Here is a 21322-nt window from a genome sequence, read left to right as displayed (position 1 = left end):
CATGATGAAACAAGAGGAGTTGGCTCAATTTTTAGACGAGCTTAAACAGCTAACGCAGATAGAAAGCCCTACTTCGCATATAGAGGGCGTAAATTCGGTCGCAAAATGGTTCATAGATAAAGCAAATTCGCTAGGGTTAAAGCATAAGATAATCAAGCTTTACAGCGACAAAGTAGCCGATTGCTTGCTGATATCAAACGATCCTGAAGCGCAAAATTTCGACATACTTTTTGTGGGGCATATGGATACGGTTTTCCCTGTTGGCTGGGGCAAAGATGTGCCTTTTAAAGAAAATGACGGCAAGATAAACGCTCTTGGCGTGATAGACGATAAGGCGGGCGCTTTGCTATCTTTATACGTCATAAAGGATCTTGATCTAAGCAAACTCAATGTGGCGGTATTTTTAAATTCCCACGAAGAAACGGGTTCAAATTTCACGAAAGATCAGATAAGAGAGTATGCCAAGAAGTCAAAATATTGCCTTGTGATGGAGCCTGCCAGAGAAGACGGCTCGATGGTAGCAACCAGAAAGGGTATGCTTGCTTACACGGTTGAGTTTCACGGAGTCTCGGCGCACGCAGGAAATCACCCTGAGCGGGGTCGCTCGGCGGTAGTTGAAGCGGCAAATTTCATAGTTGAGCTTTCTAAATTAACCGACTTTAGCGCGGGACATACCTTTAACGCCATAATGACAAACGGCGGAACGGCGCAAAACGTAGTACCTGATTTTGCTTCGGTAAATTTTGAGATGAGATATAAATTTGCCTCTTCGGTTGAGTTTTGTAAGCAAAAGCTGGATGAAATTCTAAGCAAACCCTTTGTGCAAGGCGTAACGCATAAGATAACCTTAACCAACGACGAAGGTCCTATGATAGATGAGGTAAATTTGCCAAAGATCAAAGCAGTGTTTGACGAAGTCGCAAAAGAAAGCGGAGTCAAAGTAAGCTGGGTCGATGCGGGAGGATTAAGCGACGGTAATATCGCATCTTCGGCGGGTTGCCCTACCATAGACGGACTTGGGCCAACAGGCGGCAATATGCACTCAAAGAGCGAGTATCTGGTCGTGGATTCGGTAGTGCCAAAATGCAATCTTATCTTAGACATCATTAAAAAGATAGTATAAATTTACTTTAGTAAAAGGGCTAAAATTTAAACGCTCTTTTACTAAAATTTCTTGCAATTTCATACAAAAAAATAATTAATAATTAATAAAATAGCTTGTATAATAATTTTAACGGATTTTATACAGTATGCAAACCAAAGGTATATGACTTTAAATTTATACTTAGCGGAACACGAAAATGATAGCTTATGATAAATTAAAAAAATCTCTACATCATACATCAAAAGCGCCATTTTATTTCTGGCTTATTCTAGTCGGATTTCTTATACATATAGTGTTTGAGTTTATATTTGTATATAACGGCAATAAGCTGATGATGACTTATAATATCATTAGTATAATCGTATTTGGCGGGTCTTTGAAATTTTTACAGCGGCACCAAAAGATAGCCGTACTTACCTGTTTTATAGAAGCGACCGTTTTTATAACCATTTCAACGATAAATCTAGGCTGGCATATGGGCTTTCAAACTTGGTTCGTGCCGTTTATAATCCTTTCCATAACCGTTCCTTTTAAAGAGCGCGGAGTTTTTTATTCGCTAGGAATTATTCAATCGATCTTATACATATACTTATACTTTTCAGCCAATCTTAAAATTCCTATCCTGCAGATAAATTCAGCCGATGATCTGCTGGTTAGGCTTAATATAATCTTTGCATTCATACTTATATTTTTCGTAGAGAGGGTACTTAAAATTTCAAAAGCAATGGAGATGGTATTTTTAAAAAACAAGATCGAGCATATAAAAAATATCGTAAAAACAGATGAGCTTACAGGACTTACGACAAGAAGACAGATGAACGACATACTAAAAAACATCGATATGACTCAAGAGAAAAACGAGGGAAATTTCTATCTAATTTTTGGCGATATAGATCACTTTAAAGCAGTCAATGATACTTACGGACATGAGTGCGGAGATGTCGCACTGGCCGAGATATCGGCTATTTTGAAAAACGAGTGCAGGATAAATGACATAATCTCTCGATGGGGCGGAGAGGAGTTTTTGATACTGATTAAAAGTGCGGGCAAAGAGGACAAGCTAAGTAAAGAAAAAGTCGAGAAAATTTTAAATCGTATCCGCAAAAAAATAGAGCAAAAAATCATAAAATACGAGGATATAAGATTTTCGGTAACTATCACTTTCGGCGGAGTGAGCTCTTTAAATTTTAACAACATCCAAGATATGATTAGAGCCGCTGACGAACAGATGTATATAGGTAAGAAAAGCGGCAGGAATAGAGTCGTCATACAATAATCTATTATAAAAAGATAGATTACAATGTGAGAATTTTAGACAAAAACAGTAATTCTTTAAAAGGGCTATGATGATAAATTATACTCTACAGCAAATTTTTGGCAAAAATAAAATTTGGGCGGGCGTTCTTGCTACGGTGATGGGGTTTTTCTCGGACGTATGCCAACCGCTTGCTCCTTTTAGCAAGTATCTGTTTTTTGCAAGCATTATCGTAACTTGCGTGCTGTTTTTGGCATATATAGCTCTATCAAGCCTTCGAGAAAGAGTATTGCCCGTTATAGTTTTTTCGGTATTTTCCGCACTTGCGACAGGAGCCATGTATGGACTGCAAAAGATTGACGATCAGGGAGACGAGAAGGGATTTTTAGCGGCATATATCCCGATTTTTGAAGATATACAAAAAAAGCTTGGAATCATTAGCCAAGACATATCAAAGATAAAAAAAGACACCGCAGAGATAAAAACATCGGTTAAGACGGTTGATGAAAAGATAGATAGGCTAATTGAGGGCATAGGCAAGCCAGGCGGCATAGTTTCTGAGCCTAAAACGGCTCAAGACTTCTATCATAATGCAAGAATCTACGAACTAAAAGGGGATTACGCAAATGCTAGAAAGGCTTATATTAAGTATTTTTCATTTGATGACCCAAAGCTTGACCCGCATATAAGATTTCAAAAATTTTTAAAAATTCAAGAGGGAAAAGCCGGCGCTAAAGAGCTTTATAACGAAATGTTTGGCTCAAGCGCGAACGAAATAGACCAATACGCAAAAATACTTTTAGAAGATACAAAAGAAAAGAGCGAGCGACTTTTAAATTTCGTTAAATCAAATCCGGACTTCGCACCAGCTTACTACGAACTAGCTAGACAATATTCAAAAGCTGTTTTAGGCGAGCAAAGCCTTGCTGATAAAAAGCTAGAAAAAGAATACATCAACAAATTTTTAGAGCTAAACGACAAAGGCAAGTTGGCAAAATATTTTCTCGATAAAGAGGAGCTGGACTCTCAAATAAAATATGCAAAGGAAAGAAAGGCTGAGCTTGATAAGATAGATGAAAGCGTATTTAAAAATCCGATTTCTGTAGATAGAATACACACAAATTCATCTTGGCAGCTAAACCTTAACATAGCAGATAAGCCTGCTGAAATTTTTTATAGGATAGACGGGTTGGGCGATTTTATAAGCACCGGCTATATCGACACGGCGACATACCAAGATAGCGGCAGAAAAATACCGCAAAAGCTGGTTAGTATCTCAAATGAAGCTGATAGCGTAAAAGAATTTATAGAGTTTAAATACATAGATCAAAACGGAAAAGAGAGTGAAATTTTTAAGTATGAGTGGTTTAACAAGACCGCAGATGGAGAAACTCTAGATCCAAAAGCTCAAAACGACATAAGAGTTCTTAAACAAACTCAAGCTTATTGGTTTACTAAAGAGTCGCGCAGAGCGCCTTGGATAGAGGGCGATACAAACTATTATTTATATTTTTCGCACCTGCTTTCTTATGCGGACGGCATAGAAAAGATAGAGTACGGCATCGACTCTGACAACGTAAATACCGTATTAGAAAAACCATATAGCACAGATAGCGATAAAAATTTACTCAAAGTGAATCATAAATTTAATAAAGTTGTCGTTAGGGTGTATTTCAAAGACGGCACCGATAGTGGGGTTGTAGAGTATAAATTTTGAGGTTAGAATTTTTAATTAATAATTAAGTAATTGTGTCTAAAATTACATCCGATTTTAGACATAGTATTGTTTAAATTTATTCATTAAAAGATTCAAGATCTAGAGGCAAATAAGTATCTTGTTTATTCTAATTTTATGTTTGATTTATTTATCATAAGCACATTTCATTTTTTAAAAGCCTTGGAAAAAGAAAATTTTATACCCTAATTAACAAAAAACGATCATACTATAGACACATTATCGCATAATATATTAAAATTACACAACAAGGAGAATTTTAATGTCTAGTAAAATATATTCCGCAGAAAATATTCTTTATATTATAAAAAGGCTAAATGAAAATCAGACGATCTACATAAAAAGATTAAACGAAGAGATGAATTGGAATATGAGTGAAAGAAATATCGTTAGATATTTTGATACTATAGAGTCAGTTTTTCCAAAATTGTTTACAAAAGGAAAAGATGAAAAAGGAATTTATTATAAGCCAAATCATAGCGATTTTATAAAGCTCAATCCATCTTCTTTGGCAATTACGGCTATAACTTATAGTTTAATGTCAAAAAGAGAGATTGGTAGAATTTTTAGTATATTGGAAAATGAATCCAAAAAAGCCATAAAAAAAGAGATGAAAGAGATAGATCAGTGCTATAGATTTATCACCAGACCGTTTGAAAGCATAGATAGCGAGATCATGAAAAAAATAGAAGAATGTATTAAAAATAAGATAGAAATAGCGCTTATTTATGACAATACATTGGTAAAAGAAAAGAAGATAGTAAGACCATATAAGATAATTTTTATAGACGAGAATTTTTATTTGGCTTGCTTATGTAACGGTGAATTTAATATGCTTAGAATATCGTTTATAAAAAACCTCAAGACAGGAAGTAAGTTTAAATATATCAAAAGTAAAGTTGATGACTTTATAGAAAATGGCTTACAAACATCTTTTAGCGATTACAATAGTTTCATAGGAAATAATGTAATAACAGTAAAACTTAAAATTTCCAAAAGAGTTGCTAGATATTTTACACATAAAAAGAAATTTTTTGATAGTCAAAGGATAGAAGCCTTAGAAAGCGGAGAAAAAATAGCAACATATGAAATAACAAATTTTAAAGAGATAATGCCATTTATCAAAAAATGGATTCCTGACGTAGAGGTTATTGAACCAAAGGAACTAAGAAAACAAATTTTAAAAGATATTAAAGAGTATCAAAAAAATAATCTTTTATACAAGTAATGTTTTTTGGTTATTCATACTCCCTAAATCTCTCATGCTTAAACTCTCGCCTGATTACTATTCTACCGTTCTCTAATTGCTCGGTAACGATTCTGCTAGTGGTTGCATAGATGGGTTTTAGTCCAATATTTTTAGCAAAATTTACCATGGCATACGTAGCACCAAAATCCCCTTGCACTAATAATAAGTCACCGGCTTTTGACCTTTCTTTTAGTTTTTCTTTATAGCTTTCAATACTATTTAAAATGCTTTTATTGGAAGGATCTATATTGCCCCAATTTTCATCACTTATAACTACAAAATTATCTATATTTAAATTTTCTACGGCATCTTTTTCTTGTTCTTTTGTTAGTGAGTGGTTCATTAATATAAAAAGAGTTTTCACGCTATCTTAGCTCCTATCGATTTCAAAATGATATTGTTTCATATTTTGTATGCTTTGAATATATCCAGGAAGATTATTTATGCTGTCTCTTGGGTTAGACTTAGACCTTTGATTTTCTTGGTCAAGCTTATGTGCTATATTAACTCTAATACTATTTATTTTAAGGTATTTTTCTGCTAACTTTTTTCTACCATCTCCATATCTTTGCTTGGCGTATTTGACTAGTGTATTTTTCGCATCCTCTCTATTGTCCCTATTTAACGGATCTTTATGATTTTGCTCACAAATGATACTTAAAGCGGCCTCGGCAAGAGTTAAGTATGACATCGCATAATTTTTATTACTTGAATACCACTCTGCAAGCTCTAACTGTAAATCAGATATTTTTTCCTTTTTGAAAATATCTATAAATTCCTTTATATCCTTAGACACAATCTTTAATATTGTATTATTAGCATAATTCAAGTCAAAAATTTGACTATTTAAAGACTTGATGCTTTTTTGTATAGCACTTACATCAGACATGTTCAACGCATAAGAAAAGTCGGTATAACTATTTATTATTCTTTCGGGCTGTTGAGATTTATTCACAAGTAGCATTAGATCGTATCCATTGCCAAATTTTTTTAGATTTTTGATAGCTTTTGACCACTCTAAAAGCTCAAAAAACATTTTCAAATCTACTATGGGCGCTATATTGTCATTTTCTGACATTATGTCTATCATTCCATAATAGACACCTCCGATATTTAGATTATAATCTCTCGTATTGGCATAAAATTCACTCATAACAAAACTCATTAAAGATAAAGATCTAAAAGAATGAGTTATATCAAGATAAACTTCATCATCTTTTGTAATTTCATCAAAAATTTTTAGAAATTGATTAAAATTTGACCAAAGTTGCTCCTCATCAATGCCGTACTCTATGATAAAGCATTTTGAACCGCTTACACCTAACTTCTTATCTATCTGTTCTGTTACCACAGGAATATAGTTTATGACTTCGTTGTTTTCTTTCGCCTCGTAAATTTTAAACTCATCCTCGTCACTACCTCCAAACTCTTTATATACCGCATCCCAAATAGATTTTTTTGTTCCGATCAAAAAGAGCTTATCTATTTTAATATGTTCGCACAAAACATCCGCTATAAATTTTTTATCTTTATATATCTTTCCATCCATAGAATAATTTGATAGTCTATAGTTACCGCTTCTTTTATCTCCTGCTCCTATAGAACTTATTAAAATTTTAGACATATTTACTCCATTTATGATTAGTATTCATCTTGCGCATAAGTAAGATCATAATGTCTAACTCGATAATCCGTTGTAGAGACATATTGCAAATGTCTATTATTCGGTATAGCAAATATCGCGCCTGCTATACTAACAGCCTTTTGACCTCCCGTAACGTCAAACACTATATCTTTTTCATCTATCCCGGAACTATTTAACTCTTTATAGGTATCCTCTAGACAGCCATAAACATCTTTTGCCATTTCTAGGTTGGCAACATGTTTAACCTCAATAATCTTGACAATATTCTTGCCGAATATATTTTCAATACATTTTAAAAATTTCTCTTTTTCCTGTAAAGACTGATCAGAGCAGATTAAAATAATTTTTTCCAGCATATCTTTGTGGTAATCTATAGATATCAAAGGCATTCTGTAGTTGCTTTTAAAATCTCCTATTTCTTCCAAGTTTTTATCTTCATCGGCTCTGCTGTTTTGACTTAAGAATAGCACTAAAGCTTTGGCTTTCTTTGGTTCTTCATCAATAGAAATATCAACGTTGGCAACCTTTTTGGGAATCATTTTTATCACAATATAAAGCATTAAAACAGCACCTAAAATTTGACAAAGCATAGTTCCGTCTTTTAACTCCCACTTAAGGATATCTCCGCTAAAAATTTTATCAAATAAAGCACTAAGTCCGTCAGGAAGCCAAGCAAAAGATACAACTATCATGATAATGATAGCTATGCCCTTTGTGCTTAAAGCATTGCTTCCTAAAAAAGATACGAATATCTTATGAAGCTCTCTATTTTGGTATTTGTTCATTTTTTTGACTCCTTGAAAGAGCTTATATCTATACGGTTACTAAAACCTGTATTCTCAGGTTCTTTCTTTGAAGCCTTGCATATTTGTTGTGTTGAGTTTGTTTTAGCTTGATAAACTTTATTCTGATTGCTGCAGGAGTTTTTGTCTTTTAAAGCAGGTGTATATTTTGAGTATTGCATTAAATAACATTTCTCTTTTTTATCCTCTGAGAAGTCATTCTTCTTGTTGTCAGGATCCAGTATTTGGTATTTTAAATCACTATCGCTTTTGCATTTAGTGGAGCTTGCCATAGTCAACAACTCTTGAATTTGAGGGGAATTTTTCCAGTTAGAATGAAATTTGTCCATCTCTTGCTCAAATTCCTTTATATAATTATTCTGGCTAAAATTTAATCCTATGGAATTAACGCTTATGCTTATCTTGCCATATCCGTAAGGCTTTGCTAGACCTATATTGTGCATCTTGTCTTTTTCTCCACAAAATGTTATAGCACTTAAAAGGGCGCCTATTTCAGCCTTTTTTAGATTATGAAATACTACTTTACCTTTGAATGTAACACCTTTTTGAAGAGGCTTAAATTTTGTTTTTACATCTTGGTTTTTATCATTTCCTTTGCTTAATGCGAGCGGTTCTTTATGCAACGGATATCTTTTGTATCCTCTTATCCTAGCGTCTTGATCCATAAGAGTTTTATACCTTGGTGTCACTCCTTGTGCACCATATTGCTCCAAATAGTTAGGATAATAGCTTTCGTTTGGAGTACCGAGAATGCCTTCTACGTATTCATTTTCTTTGTATTCGTAGGTTGTCAAATTGGCTTTAAAATGTGAAAAATATACTCTACCTTTTAAAGCTTTGTCTTTTTTAACAAAACCGAATATCGCTTCAGACAAATCAACTCCATTTTCTTTAGTGTTATTTTGTCTTGCCGCTTCAAATATTGTTTTATTGTAAGCAATCTTAAAAATTTGAGTTAAGCCAATATGTGTTATTTTGCCTCCATTTTTTTCTTGTTTATAAAAAATAGGTATTTTGTTTCCTTTTTCAAATTTATCTTTCAGATACTGCCCGTCTATAGCATTTTTATTTTTAAAATAAACTTTTTCAAAATTCTCAAATACATTTTTATCTAGTGTTATTTTTTTGCCGTTTTCGCAGAAGACAAATTCATGTTTTTTGTTTTGTATATCACCAGTAAAAACTAAAAAGCCTTCTTTATCCCCTCCTAAAGAACCTCTAATGATAAATTTCTTTTTTTGATTGTAATGTTGCGAAAATTTTATCTCTTTTAAAAAACCAAACTTTTCATATTTATCTTTGCCATATTGATATTCTTTTATGTTTTTATACTCTTTTTCTTTTTGTAGATTTATGGTAACTACTTTTCCGCAATCAGCTAGTATATAATCATTGCCTTTCTTTATCAAAAATCCACAACCGCTAGCAATGCCGGCAAGAAGATCTCTATTTGTCATATCTCTAACGCTGAGATATTTTTTGTGTTTTTCTTCGTCTATGCGAATTCTAGAAAAGCTCATTATCTCTAAAACATTTCTAATTGCACCTTTGATAGTTGTGGCGGGTATATAGAATTCCTTTCCTCCTGTTTTGCTTTTAATGTGACAAAATTCAGTTGAATATTTTTTAATACCTCCATCTGTTTTTACTTCATAAAATGTATCGCCGACTGCATAATGATTTCTTATAAATATCGGACTTTGTGCCGTGATTTCAAGCTCTATAACTCCGCTTTCTCCGTCTTCAAAAGGTATATCATGACTTATTTTATCCGCCCAAGAAGGATAGAAAACCTTATCGTTTAACGGGACAAAATTATACGGTGCTGTTATCATCTCTCATCCTTTTCATCATCAGCAAAACCGGCAAAAACCGCTTTTTTTAATTTAAATACAGGCAATCCTTCACAAAGCTCGTCATTTTCCTCTTCCCAAATTTGAGCCATTTTTATCTTAAGACCGAATTTTGACCAAAATTCTTGCAAATTGTCTTCATTTTTTAAGTTGATTTTGCTCAAATCAACTTCATCCACAATCCAAGAGTCATTGATCTGCCTGATTAAGATACTTTTATTCTCATTTTTACTAAAAAAATGAGCCTCATAAATATACTCATTTGGTTGCAAATTTACATTTATACCACGTTTAAAAAATATATCGTCTTCGGATATTCTGCTACCAAGTTTTTGGATATACCCCTCATACCCGTCAAGACTTTTTATATAGTTCAAAATTTCATCTTTAGTTTTTCTCATTTTTTCGCTCCATCCTAACGCCGTTTTTTATAACTTCACCACTAAAAAATCCATGCCCTTTCGTAGTCATTCCTCCAAGAGGCAAAAGACCCTCAGCTACGTCCAAAAGAGCATTTTCAAAAGCATTTACGGCATCTTTAAACCTTTTTAAATCATCATCCATACTTTGAGGAGGTTTTACTAAAATCCTTATAGTAAATTTAACATTGTCGCTTTTTGCTCCTATTGTCTTTTCCTGAAACAAAGCTCCGTCTATAGCGCCGCCTGTAAATCTATCTATGCTTACATGATCAAATACTTTTGTGTCCATATCTTCGCAAAACTCTTTAAAACAATCGCTAATTAAAATTCTTCCCTTTCTGCCTCCATTGCCGTCTTTTTTATATCCGAAAATTTCTCTTACGGCCTTATTTTCTTCGCCCACTTTTTGATAATCACCGTTATTAGCAAGCATAAATTTATTATAATGAAAGGCGGTTCTATGTGATAAAGCACCCTTTATGCCACTTGCAGGGATTAAAATTTTTTTATCGCTCAAAGACATTTTTTCATAATCAATTGTTTTTTCCAGCATAGGCGTTTGGTCCGATTCATCATCTCCTATCCCGCTTCCAAATATGAAAAAATCATCAGGAGTAAGTGATAATTCATATTTTATAAATCTTTCATTTATGTTTTTTTGATCGGTAAAGTCATTCAATAATACATCGTCATTCAAACTGCTTGAATAACTACCTAGATAAACTTTGCCCCACTTTATGCTATCTACCGAAAATTCTCCAAATCCTTTGGAGCTTCCTCCTCCAAGTCTCAACGTATTATCAAAAAGAGTATTTAGTATCTTTTTAAAATCATCTTCAAGACCATCAAATTCAAATGAAAATTTAAATTTAGTTCCTTTAAATACAATCTCTTCGTCAAATTTGCCATGTTCTGCCGCAACACCTTTGTTGTTAATAGAGACATACTCCCTAATAGGTAAATCATCAAAAATTGATAAAAAACTTCCTTTATCAAGCAAAAGATCTTCGCAAACTTTTCCATCTTTATTTACTACAAGAAGAGCATTTGATACGATTAACCTTGAGCCAAACTGCTTATTTGTATTTTTCTCATCTTTTGAGCCAAAAATTTCATCCGCAAAGTTCTTATCCTCACTCTCTATGGCAGACCTTAAAACTCCAGCAATCGATGTGCCAAGTATCATAGGTAGACCATTCCAATCCCTTTGTACAGGTGCATCGCAAAACAAATCGCTATTGCCACCGCCAACTTTTAGAGGAGTGTTTGTCCGTATAATTACATGCGCCAAAAATCTTTCCATTACTTCTCTCCTTTTATTCGCGGAAATCTCATAGATAGCAGTTGAGTAAACTGAAGTTTGTTTTTACTACCTCTTATCCCTTTTAAAAGAATTTCACTTTTTTTATCTCTCCACTTATATTCGGCAACGCCTTTATTTATAAATTCTTTTATATCATCATAAATACTATCTTCGCAACTTGTTTTGCAAATAGCTCTAATGGCTCCCCACTGAGAATTTGGAATATCTTTTAACTTTTCACCGTCCATACCGATAAATTTTGCCACCTCTGCCGCTACATCAAGAATTTGAAGTCTTTTAATCTCTTTTTGCTTTAAGAATTTTGCCAAATCGCTTTTAATCTCAATATCTTCTTTCTTCTCGGTATCTAAAATTTCTTTAAGGATAATAGCACTATTAACGGCGCCCATATCCAAAAAATTAGGATTTATCAAAACCTCTCCAAAACCCTCGTTTAAATATGCTCCAACGCCATTTTTAACACTATCTTTTTGCTCTTTTGTTAGATTTTTTAAGGCTATTACGCTACCTTTATTTATACAAAGCCTCTCATAGTCTTTTGTTCCTCTTGTCATATTAAAAGGGGTAAAATTCGAGGTCCTTATCTGTGTTTTAGCGTAGTCGATATTTTTATCATTAAGTCCGCCGCAAAAATATTGTAAATCATAAGTCGGATTTCCATTGTCATCGACCAGAGCAAGTCTTGATTTTGCATAGATATAAGTATAGTCATCTTTAGGCTCAAATTTATCTACTTGTTGCTCACTATCGCCAATAAATTTTATACTTACGACTCCATATTCGGAACTTTTAGACTTACCAAGCCTTCTACTGTTTTCTAAAGTATCTATTATTAGCTTTTCATTATCTTTAGTGATGATATCATCTAGGCTTACTTTAAACCTCCAGACGCTACCTGCTTTTAACGCTTCATACCCATACATAGCGCTATCTTTAGAGCGTCTATTTTCCTTGTCGTATCCGCTCTTTTGAGAGTATTCGTAAGTAAGATTTAGTCTTTGTCCATCTAGGCTCATATATCCGCTTCTTATTTGTTTTAGTTGCGCGAAAACCTTAAAATCATCATCTGCTAGCATGTGGTGGTTGTAAATTTTACTACTATCTAGTTTTTCATGAAAATAAGAAAGCGGGATTTTAAAAAATTCTTTGCCGTTAATGACAGGATACGCATCGCCAAACCTTACTTTTCCGCTGTGAAATATATCAAAAGGCTTGCTAAATTCGCAGTATCTACTAGCCGTCATACCCAAAAAATTACTTCCTGGGATAAAATCAAGCACATCTATCTTGCCTTGCGTATTAGAGGTAGCTTGCAAGATAACTGCACTTTTAAACGTGATTTCAAAAACAAGCTCTCTCATAACTATCCTTTTATAACAAATTTACATCTACCAAGTCCGCGATTTCGGTTTAGTCCGGCTCTCTTGATCATATCCATTGCCTTTTTCATATCATGCACATACTCTTGGGCAATATCTATATTACCGTGCAACACAACGGGCACGACTACTTCTATATCCCTTAAAGACCTATCAATAGCAACTCCATTTTCATCTATTCTAGTAGAAGATACTACTTCAAATAGGTTATGTGCGAGATTGTTTGACACTATCTCTTTTGCTACGCCTTCTTCAAGTACGGCATTACTAAAATAGCATTCTCCCATCACAGTATCGTCACTATCTTGACCGTAATTATTACTTTGTTTACCGAAGCATTTATCGATACTATCCTGATTCCAAAACAATTCCGCCATCTCTCTTAAAAGTCCTTTTATGGTTTTGCCGGGCATATAAGGGAGCCCGCGATCATCTTTTATCACATAGCTATCAAGTGCCGCGCCGCCACTTAGTCCGCTACCCGCATGCCAATAATCAAAAAATTTAAGCTCATATCTTAAAGTCATTTTATATCTCCGCTAACAGACAAAATTTGCAAAACATCATAAATCGGAGTTTTTATTAGCCCATCCTTCTCTATTATCAAATCACTACTTGAAAGTTTCTCGTTTAAAGATTTTAGAGGCACATCAAAAACATCTCTTTTATTACCTAAAATTTCATTTATCCTATCTAACATATTGTTTGCGTATTTACCGCTTATAGCAAGCTCTTTTAACCACCCCCTAAGCTTAGTCTTTGGACTATCATCTCCGCTATAAACCTTAACAAGAGCCAGCAAATCATCGACTTTAGCTTGTGATTTTTCGTTTATATAGTATGGTCCGAAGTCAAACCTTATAAAACCATCTTCGTTTTTTACGGCAAGTTCATCTATAATAAACTTATCCCAACTTTGAAAATTTGAACTTTGTATATTATGAAACATCAAACAACTTGGAGCTATGTCTTTATTTGGATCTTTTACATAGATGTTTTTAGAGTGCTTCTTAGCTACAGAGCAAAGCGCTTCTGCAAGCTCAACAGCATAATGAAACGGATATTTTTCATTACAGTATGCTATGCCTGCACACATAGTTAGCTTACCCTCTATGGCACTATCCTGCGCCGTAAGTTTTTCAAATTCTTGAATAAAATACTTAGTAAATTCAAGAGCCACATCTGCGCTACAAACTGCCGTCATATCATCTCCGCTTAAGATGATGTTTTTTATTTTACCGCTATCTTTATAGTCTTTTTCTTTTATTTTTTCTTTTGCACTTTTAAAGACATTCTTAGTAGCTTTATCCAAAGCTTTTGAGAATTTTGTTATCTCGTCAAGGTTGCTAAAATTTATCCTATCGGAAAGCCTTTTAACCAAAACCCCAAGCCCGTTACCGTCAGCGTGTATAATAGCTATTTTATTTTTAGAATTTGAAATTTGACTAAATTCCTTTAGTTCTACAAATTTATCGTTATTTTTGCGATTTTTATCAAACCAAACTTTATGCGCTTCACGTTTTTGAGAACTCGAGATATCAATTCTCTCCTCATGCTCTATCTTATACGTAGCTCTTGCGGTTTTAGGACTAAGAAGCATTAAATTTATACTAGTATCAAGCGGGATGCTAGGTTTGTTTCTTTGTATCTTTAATCTCTTCTCGAGTTCATAAGATACATTTTTATACTCTTCGTTATCCTTGCACTCTACTGCGGCTTGCGAAACTGTAATGCCGTAAGCATTTTGCATAATATCTTTAGGTAAATTTAAAACTATTTTTTCAAGTTTATCTTTGCCGGAAACTATAGCCCTAAAATTTCCTGCCGCATTTAATAAAATTTGATCCACCAAGCCATCTTTTTTAAATTTATCAAAGATAGCATAAATCTTACTCGTATTTTGCAAAGTTTGATCTAGATCAAATTCTCTTCCAAGCCAATCCACTATCTCACTTGCGCCTATTATCTCCTGAAGCTTGTTTGTTTTATATATAAACTCTTGGATGCCTTGCACACTCACGCCGTAAAGGTATTTTGCCATCTAAGCTCCTTTGTCAATATTCACAATATTCTATCATATTTTTTAATATATTTTAAACAATAGTATTAAGCATTTTTAAAAAAAATTGAATTTTAATATCATATTATCCAAATTTGAAACATATTTATTTTATAAAGCATAATTTCAAATAATCCGATTATCATACTTGCAATTATTTATTTGCCGTTTAAAACAATGACTTTATTAAATATGCCAAGTGTTCTAAATTTTTTATCCCCTCTATCTAAACTACAAACGCTAAAAAGCTTAAACTGTTCCGTTAGTCCGTAAATTTCACATTCTATACCCTCTATCAGAGAGTTTTTGACTCCCATAGATGCACTAAGTAGAGTCATCATATTAGCAAGCATATCTTGCTCTTCTTCGCCGCTATCTTGACCAACCTGAGCCACCATATAAGGATAGTGCTCAATAGGCATAGGACATGTCTCATCCGCAAAAAATATACCGGCTATAATAGCTACTGCAACTAATATCTTATCCATACTGCACCTCTTTTGTTATTAAATTTAGACTCTGTCTTTTAGTATTAACTAAAAAACAAAATCAAGTAATTCTACAAAGAGTTTATGTCATATATTGTCATTTTAAGCTTGAATTTTATTTATTTGAAATTTTTAGCGTAAGAGGAAGTAAAATAGTATTAAAAAGCAAAACAAGTCGCTATTTTACTTTATTAATAGCTAACCATAAAATGGAAGCTTGAGTGAAATACATAGTAGCGGAATAGGTTTAATTTTAGAGTTGAGAGGGTTTCAATCCCCTAAAACGGGGAAACTCGATCGAAATAAAAATATCGATGAAATTTTAAAAGAGCTAAAGTATGTTTCAATCCCCTAAAACGGGGAAGCTCGAGCGAAATTAAGGTTAAATGTTTTAACCTTGGTTCACACCAGATTTGGTGTTTCAATCCCCTAAAACGGGGAAGCTCGAGCGAAATTAGCCCGAGAGTTGCAAGAGCCGCAAAGCACACAATTGGTTTCAATCCCCTAAAACGGGGAAGCTCGAGCGAAATTTGGGAGGAGAACGGCACATGGGTTGACACCCACATCAAGTTTCAATCCCCTAAAACGGGGAAGCTCGAGCGAAATTTCAAACGTGTTTTCGTCATGGGATGACGAAACGGAAAAAAGTTTCAATCCCCTAAAACGGGGAAGCTCGAGCGAAATCTCTATTACGAGGGAGAGATGGGCGAGGGGGTCCACGTTTCAATCCCCTAAAACGGGGAAGCTCGAGCGAAATCAGAGGACATGAGAGTTATCGCCGCTGGCGAGGGATTGGAATGTTTCAATCCCCTAAAACGGGGAAGCTCGAGCGAAATATCGCAGGTAGCCCAACAAAACGCTGTTCAAAAAGAGCAAGATATGTTTCAATCCCCTAAAACGGGGAAGCTCGAGCGAAATAAATAAAGGTAAGAGAGGTGGAGCGTAACTCAGAGTTTCAATCCCCTAAAACGGGGAAGCTCGAGCGAAATTAATGAATCTGGAGTGGGACACATACATGATTCACTCTAAGTTTCAATCCCCTAAAACGGGGAAGCTCGAGCGAAATCTTGTAAGATTATTTTTAATTAAAGGATAAAAAATGAAAATGTTTCAATCCCCTAAAACGGGGAAGCTCGAGCGAAATATGATTACGAGAGGGACTGGTTGGGTAATGTAGCCAGTGTTTCAATCCCCTAAAACGGGGAAGCTCGAGCGAAATGGTGTATATCTAGGAAGCTTTCAAGGTTTTGCAGTAAAGTTTCAATCCCCTAAAACGGGGAAGCTCGAGCGAAATTATACGCTGCTGAAAGCAGCAAGAGGAGTGGCCTTCGTCATTTCCTCAACGGTTTCAATCCCCTAAAACGGGGAAGCTCGAGCGAAATATCCAACTCCAGAAAAAGCCTTGTGACGACCCTAGAGGGGTTTCAATCCCCTAAAACGGGGAAGCTCGAGCGAAATATTCATGAGGCAGAAGGATTCGAATATTCTTGGAACTTGTCGTTTCAATCCCCTAAAACGGGGAAGCTCGAGCGAAATATACATCAATAAGATGGCTATGAATATGGGTGGAACTGTTTCAATCCCCTAAAACGGGGAAGCTCGAGCGAAATTTTTCTTCCCTTCTGACGATTGTCAGGATCAGGAGGAAGAGTTTCAATCCCCTAAAACGGGGAAGCTCGAGCGAAATAGCCATCAAAACGCATTAAAATTAACAATGAGTTTTTAAAGAGCTACTTATAAGCGGCATTATATCACAAAGAGCTAAAAAGTTCGAAAATGCGACAAAAGATATTTTTCAAATTTGAGGTATTTTGCTTATAGTTACATTAAAATATCGATAAAAAGCATATTTACAATCTCTAAAAAGTTCGAAAATCCAAAACAAAATTTAATAAAATTGTTCTTTTTCGAAATTTATAACAAATTTAGATAGCCCAAAAGCCGTGAAATGAAGTTTTTTAAAAACTAGTTTAGATAAAAATACGAAAATCTCGATTTTAAAAATATCAAATTTCTGATTTTCGAATATATTTATACTTAACCCAATATAAAATATCGATTAACACACAGGTTTGAAATTTTAAAAAGTTCGAAAATCTTTTGCGGATAGATGGCGCTAGATATAAGTATCAAGCGGGTTAAAAATTTTGCCTTCTCCCATACTTTCACTTTTAGCCAAGCAGGTTTTGCACATACGATAAAATAGAACTTTATCACTTTTTGGCTCTATGAGTTTTGCAATTTTAGACTTAATGAGATGATAATCGCCCTCTTTTATATCAAGTTCAAAAACAGAGTAATTTGCCCTTAGCCCATAGCTTTCCAGTAAATTTGAGACTTTATTTCTGCGTTTGGTCGAACGTATATCGTAGCATATTATTAAATTCATTGAAATCTCGCTATAAAGGGTTTGTATTTTACGTTTTCTAAAATAGAATGTTTGAGCGCGTATGCCTGTTTGGTTATGATGTCTTGAGTCTTTATCTCTTCGCTTCTAAATGTAGTATATGCAAATAGTTTTTCATTGACGTTTTTGGTGATATTGCGCCTAGTATCGACGCTTAATAACCCGTCTTTGATATCAAAAGGCTCATTTTTGTTTATCATGGATATGATTGCGCGATCAACAATAAACGTCCTAAATTCCTCTATTAAATCAAATACCAAAGCAGGCTTTTGCTCGTCTAATGCGTGCAGATATGAGACGTGAGGAGAAAGACCTGCTGCAACTATGGACTTTAAAACTTTAGAATAAAGGATGGCGTAAGCATAGTTAAGCGCCGAATTTACAGTATCGGTTGCACCTTTTGTGATACGCCCACAAAAGCCGAATTTATAATCAATAGCCTTTGCGATAGCCTGCCAGTATGAGTTTGCGCTTGTGCCTTCGTACCCCATAAGCTCCGCCGAAGAGGAGGATGTGGGTATAAAATTTTTTAAAATTCCCTGCATTGCTTCTATTTCGGCATCTAAAATTTTGTGATATTTATTCAAGTATTTTAAGTAGTTGATTTGATTTCTTACTTTACCGATAACGAATTGCTGGGCTATCCTGAGTGATTTTTTGGTTTTTACAACCGAAATTTGAGAGACAGCGGTTTTGGTTATAGAGCTATTTGAAGTAAATAGTGTAGCATAGCTTAAATTTGTCTTTTCATCTATAAAATCTATAGAAATTTTCCTTTTAGAGCACTCTTTGATTACGGATGAGCTTATAGAAGTGTCAGCGTTTATTATGATTTGCGAAATTTGATTAACGGGAAATTTATGCTTTATTTTGCCATGCTCCTTTAAAACAAATTTGCCCTGAGAAAGAGCTAAGAAATAAAACGGAGTAGTAATATGAATAAGGGAACTATGGGAGAAATTTTTAAGATACTCTCGTTTTTTGGCTTCTAGTGTGTCTTCGACAGACTTTATGCGAGGTTGCTTGGCGTTTTTGTAGCATGATAGGAGCTTTGATTTTTTAAGCTGTAGGGTTATAGGATATGGAAATTCCAAATTTATAAGCTCATCTACTAATGTTCGCTTATCGGTAGTTTTTATAAATTTTCTAATTAAATTTGTAATAATTTCATCAAAATGCTTTATAAGCCTATCTTGTTGAGATAGCGAAAGTAACTTTAGCTTGATGCTTTTTAAATGAAAAATATAAGAATTTAAATTTTCTATACTCTCTTTTATATTCGGCTTTTTAGCTTGAGATGAGAGCTTTTTGAGAGTAGACAGAAGCTTTTCTTCGGATATGCTTAAATTTGATCCTTTGAAATTTACACCCAAAAATGTAAATTCAGTATTTTGATCGTAAATAGCAGTTTTTATTTCATTTATAGATAGCTTAATAGTGGATAAAAAGGCTTTAAGCTCGGTTAGAATTTGTTCGGCATTATCTTTGGACGCTGAAAAGATAACAAAATCATCGGCATAGCGTACGAAGTCGATAGCTTTTGAGTGTAAAAACATATCCATTTGATTTAGATATATATTTGAAAGTAACGGACTTAAAACATCTCCTTGATGAACGCCTTTTTGATGAGGCAGATAGTCAAATTTAGAAAAAATCCCATTTTTTATCCAAAGTTCAATTAGTCTGGTGATACGAGAGTCTTTTATATGATTATTTAATATCTCAAGCAAAAAATTATGATCTATATTTTCAAAAAAGTCTTTTATATCACTTTTTATCACATATGTATAGGTTTTTAAAAAATCTCTTGCACGATAAATTGCATTAGTGTAGGACTTACCGCTTCTATAGGCATAAGAGCAGTTTGAAAAGCCTTTGTCAAAATATCTTGATAGCTCGGATACAAGTATATTTTGTATAAATTTGTCCTTTAATGACGGAATCGCCAATTTTCTAAGTTCATCCTTGTTTTCTTTGGGTATAAAAGCTCGTTTTAAAGGCTGTGGCGAATAGGAGAAGTTAAAAATTTCATCTTTTAAATCTTCATAAAAAGATGGAGTACAAATATCATCTATGCTTAAACCATCAAGCCCAAGTGATGTTTTCTTGAGTCTTTTTAGGGCTAGCTCATAAGCGTTTTGAGTAAATATATCCTCCAAACTAAGCTCAAACACAACTATTTCCTTTGTAGATTTGTTATAAATAAATATGAGTTAAATTCGCCCTACTTTAATCTTGCCAAGCCCAAATGCGGTGCTCTTGCCAACATTTATTAAAGTAGCAAGTTCTAGAAATTTAGCCGAATTTTCATCTAGCCCATAAACCTTCATATCCCCCATAAGACCACCGAATTCCATTTTTGTTTTTTGGCGATTTGAGTATCGCTCGAGATCATGAAATTTAAAATTTTGCTCCAATTTATCAAATTTCACTTCAAATTTATCTATACTAGTATCCGTTAGTTCGCCAAATCTCATAGCTATTTGCCTAATGAATGATTTAAAATCAAGCTTTGAGCGAACCAAGCCGTTTTTTTGTTTGATACGTATCGGAGTTAAGGCGGTGATTTTATAGTCGCCAGCAGAAAAGCTTGGCGAAAAAACAAGAGTGTGATCGGATGAGTTGATAGACTCTTGAGGCGATATAGTTTTGTCATTTATAGTTAAATTTTTAAAATAAAATTTCTGCCTAGATATACCAAGTCCTATCTGCTGCATATTTTCTATGGCAATAATAATATGGGTTAAATATGATACGGCATTTTCGAAAAGTAAAATTTTAAAATCAAAACTATTTGAGTTAAAATCTATATCAAGTATAAATTTGGGTGATTTGGATATATTTTCAAAAAACTCGGCATATATGCACTTGTCAAAATAACGGCAACTATCACAACTCGCATCAATATATGGACAAGCAACCTGCCTTAAACCCCTTCCAAAAACACCTCTGATAGTAGAGCCTATAAATGCGTGAGTAGGTTTTATACTGATGCCGTTTACGCCAATGGTTAGATATTTAATCATTATTATTTGCTTGTAAATTTTAACATCGATTATACTATAAAATACTTTTTCATACCAATATGTAAAAAACTAACTTTTTTAGTCATTCTTATTATGGCTGTTATCTTATTAAGCGATATATTTATTCTTGCTCATTTATTTTTAACTTATATTGTCCTTGATATATTCTTATTACTATTGCAGGACTATCCGATTGTCATCATGAGCAATCTATCTTTTAAAACATTAATGTTATTTACAGATCGGCTCGTAAATATATTTGTGGAACTACTTATATGCTTTTTATTAAAACCTGATTAAAACATTACTTTTGAATATTAAATAGATTTTAGGTTTTTTCGCATACAGCTGAGATCATTTATTATTTACAAGACTTAGCTTGTTTTGATTTGAAACTGCTATATCATAATTGCAACTATATATATGCTACGCCGCTAATATTTTAAATATCATAGAAGAACTAAAAATAAATCTTACTTAAAGATATTTTTATTTGGCTCTGTTAAAATACTTCATTGATATTTAAGCTTTGTAATACCCCTTACTTAGGATATAAATATTTTTAATTTTTA

17 protein-coding genes and 1 CRISPR repeat array are annotated in these 21322 nt (G+C 33.8%); of the genes, 4 read left to right on the top strand and 13 right to left on the bottom strand.

Going from position 1 to position 21322, the window contains the following annotated elements; all coding sequences use genetic code 11:
* Positions 1-4: 4 nt before the first annotated feature.
* The 4 genes from ACHJH3_RS07040 to ACHJH3_RS07025 all read left to right on the top strand — a co-directional run bounded on the left by ACHJH3_RS07040 (position 5) and on the right by ACHJH3_RS07025 (position 5323).
* Complete coding sequence (locus ACHJH3_RS07040; RefSeq protein WP_407064210.1) at positions 5-1123, top strand: M20/M25/M40 family metallo-hydrolase; 1119 nt, start codon at positions 5-7, stop codon at positions 1121-1123.
* Between the two features lie 178 nt (positions 1124-1301).
* Complete coding sequence (locus tag ACHJH3_RS07035; RefSeq protein ID WP_407064209.1) at positions 1302-2381, top strand: GGDEF domain-containing protein; 1080 nt, start codon at positions 1302-1304, stop codon at positions 2379-2381.
* A gap of 70 nt (positions 2382-2451) precedes the next feature.
* On the top strand, positions 2452-4077 hold the full coding sequence (locus ACHJH3_RS07030) for a tetratricopeptide repeat protein (protein WP_407064208.1): 1626 nt from the start codon (positions 2452-2454) through the stop codon (positions 4075-4077).
* A 280-nt stretch (positions 4078-4357) separates the two neighbouring features.
* A complete protein-coding gene (locus ACHJH3_RS07025; protein WP_407064207.1) occupies positions 4358-5323 on the top strand; it encodes a WYL domain-containing protein in 966 nt (321 codons plus the stop codon).
* Positions 5324-5333: 10 nt separating this feature from the next.
* Here ACHJH3_RS07025 and csx20 read toward each other — a convergent pair whose 3' ends face one another.
* The 13 genes from csx20 to cas6 form a co-directional block, all read right to left on the bottom strand.
* Positions 5334-5708, bottom strand: a complete 375-nt coding sequence (gene csx20, locus ACHJH3_RS07020) for a CRISPR-associated protein Csx20 (protein ID WP_407064206.1) — start codon at positions 5706-5708, stop codon at positions 5334-5336.
* 6 nt (positions 5709-5714) lie between these two features.
* The gene (gene csx2 / locus ACHJH3_RS07015; RefSeq protein WP_407064205.1) at positions 5715-6968 is read right to left on the bottom strand and encodes a TIGR02221 family CRISPR-associated protein; all 1254 of its coding nucleotides are present in this window, start codon (positions 6966-6968) and stop codon (positions 5715-5717) included.
* Between the two features lie 17 nt (positions 6969-6985).
* Positions 6986-7774 carry a hypothetical protein gene (locus ACHJH3_RS07010; RefSeq protein WP_407064204.1) on the bottom strand — a complete coding sequence of 263 codons (789 nt, stop codon included), beginning with the start codon at positions 7772-7774 and terminating at the stop codon, positions 6986-6988.
* Complete coding sequence (locus ACHJH3_RS07005; RefSeq protein ID WP_407064203.1) at positions 7771-9627, bottom strand: TIGR03986 family type III CRISPR-associated RAMP protein; 1857 nt, start codon at positions 9625-9627, stop codon at positions 7771-7773. The genes ACHJH3_RS07010 and ACHJH3_RS07005 overlap by 4 nt, the downstream gene beginning before the upstream one ends.
* A complete protein-coding gene (locus tag ACHJH3_RS07000) occupies positions 9624-10046 on the bottom strand; it encodes a TIGR04423 family type III CRISPR-associated protein (protein ID WP_407064202.1) in 423 nt (140 codons plus the stop codon). Before ACHJH3_RS07000 ends, ACHJH3_RS07005 begins: the two co-directional genes overlap by 4 nt.
* Complete coding sequence (locus ACHJH3_RS06995) at positions 10033-11370, bottom strand: RAMP superfamily CRISPR-associated protein (protein ID WP_407064201.1); 1338 nt, start codon at positions 11368-11370, stop codon at positions 10033-10035. The genes ACHJH3_RS07000 and ACHJH3_RS06995 overlap by 14 nt, the downstream gene beginning before the upstream one ends.
* On the bottom strand, positions 11370-12752 hold the full coding sequence (locus tag ACHJH3_RS06990) for a hypothetical protein (protein ID WP_407064200.1): 1383 nt from the start codon (positions 12750-12752) through the stop codon (positions 11370-11372). Before ACHJH3_RS06990 ends, ACHJH3_RS06995 begins: the two co-directional genes overlap by 1 nt.
* A gap of 2 nt (positions 12753-12754) precedes the next feature.
* Complete coding sequence (locus tag ACHJH3_RS06985) at positions 12755-13297, bottom strand: RAMP superfamily CRISPR-associated protein (RefSeq protein ID WP_407064199.1); 543 nt, start codon at positions 13295-13297, stop codon at positions 12755-12757.
* A complete protein-coding gene (locus ACHJH3_RS06980) occupies positions 13294-14811 on the bottom strand; it encodes a Cas10/Cmr2 second palm domain-containing protein (protein WP_407064198.1) in 1518 nt (505 codons plus the stop codon). The genes ACHJH3_RS06985 and ACHJH3_RS06980 overlap by 4 nt, the downstream gene beginning before the upstream one ends.
* Positions 14812-14987: 176 nt before the next feature.
* Positions 14988-15317 carry a hypothetical protein gene (locus ACHJH3_RS06975; protein ID WP_407064197.1) on the bottom strand — a complete coding sequence of 110 codons (330 nt, stop codon included), beginning with the start codon at positions 15315-15317 and terminating at the stop codon, positions 14988-14990.
* Positions 15318-15584: 267 nt separating this feature from the next.
* A CRISPR array of direct repeats spans positions 15585-17004; the repeat unit is 37 nt; unit sequence GTTTCAATCCCCTAAAACGGGGAAGCTCGAGCGAAAT.
* 429 nt (positions 17005-17433) lie between these two features.
* Positions 17434-17706 carry a CRISPR-associated endonuclease Cas2 gene (gene cas2, locus ACHJH3_RS06970; RefSeq protein ID WP_407064196.1) on the bottom strand — a complete coding sequence of 91 codons (273 nt, stop codon included), beginning with the start codon at positions 17704-17706 and terminating at the stop codon, positions 17434-17436.
* Entirely contained in the window at positions 17703-19898 is a 2196-nt protein-coding gene (gene cas1 / locus ACHJH3_RS06965) for a CRISPR-associated endonuclease Cas1 (RefSeq protein WP_407064195.1), read from the bottom strand. Before cas1 ends, cas2 begins: the two co-directional genes overlap by 4 nt.
* Before the next feature lie 39 nt (positions 19899-19937).
* Entirely contained in the window at positions 19938-20750 is an 813-nt protein-coding gene (cas6, locus tag ACHJH3_RS06960) for a CRISPR system precrRNA processing endoribonuclease RAMP protein Cas6 (protein ID WP_407064194.1), read from the bottom strand.
* Positions 20751-21322: the final 572 nt, after the last annotated feature.

The organism is Campylobacter canis (assembly GCF_045504005.1).
GTDB classification, from domain to species: Bacteria; Campylobacterota; Campylobacteria; order Campylobacterales; family Campylobacteraceae; genus Campylobacter_A; species Campylobacter_A canis.
This window is presented reverse-complemented; position numbering and strand designations above follow the sequence as displayed.

Coding starts and splice junctions, on each gene's coding strand:
- ACHJH3_RS07010 (WP_407064204.1), bottom strand. CDS start 7,774: ATGAACAAATACCAAAATAGAGAGCTTCATAAGATATTCGTATCTTTT.
- ACHJH3_RS06980 (WP_407064198.1), bottom strand. CDS start 14,811: ATGGCAAAATACCTTTACGGCGTGAGTGTGCAAGGCATCCAAGAGTTT.
- ACHJH3_RS07005 (WP_407064203.1), bottom strand. CDS start 9,627: ATGATAACAGCACCGTATAATTTTGTCCCGTTAAACGATAAGGTTTTC.
- csx2 (WP_407064205.1), bottom strand. CDS start 6,968: ATGTCTAAAATTTTAATAAGTTCTATAGGAGCAGGAGATAAAAGAAGC.
- ACHJH3_RS06975 (WP_407064197.1), bottom strand. CDS start 15,317: ATGGATAAGATATTAGTTGCAGTAGCTATTATAGCCGGTATATTTTTT.
- cas2 (WP_407064196.1), bottom strand. CDS start 17,706: ATGAATTTAATAATATGCTACGATATACGTTCGACCAAACGCAGAAAT.
- ACHJH3_RS06995 (WP_407064201.1), bottom strand. CDS start 11,370: ATGGAAAGATTTTTGGCGCATGTAATTATACGGACAAACACTCCTCTA.
- ACHJH3_RS07035 (WP_407064209.1), top strand. CDS start 1,302: ATGATAGCTTATGATAAATTAAAAAAATCTCTACATCATACATCAAAA.
- ACHJH3_RS07025 (WP_407064207.1), top strand. CDS start 4,358: ATGTCTAGTAAAATATATTCCGCAGAAAATATTCTTTATATTATAAAA.
- cas6 (WP_407064194.1), bottom strand. CDS start 20,750: ATGATTAAATATCTAACCATTGGCGTAAACGGCATCAGTATAAAACCT.
- ACHJH3_RS06985 (WP_407064199.1), bottom strand. CDS start 13,297: ATGACTTTAAGATATGAGCTTAAATTTTTTGATTATTGGCATGCGGGT.
- ACHJH3_RS06990 (WP_407064200.1), bottom strand. CDS start 12,752: ATGAGAGAGCTTGTTTTTGAAATCACGTTTAAAAGTGCAGTTATCTTG.
- ACHJH3_RS07000 (WP_407064202.1), bottom strand. CDS start 10,046: ATGAGAAAAACTAAAGATGAAATTTTGAACTATATAAAAAGTCTTGAC.
- ACHJH3_RS07030 (WP_407064208.1), top strand. CDS start 2,452: ATGATAAATTATACTCTACAGCAAATTTTTGGCAAAAATAAAATTTGG.
- ACHJH3_RS07040 (WP_407064210.1), top strand. CDS start 5: ATGAAACAAGAGGAGTTGGCTCAATTTTTAGACGAGCTTAAACAGCTA.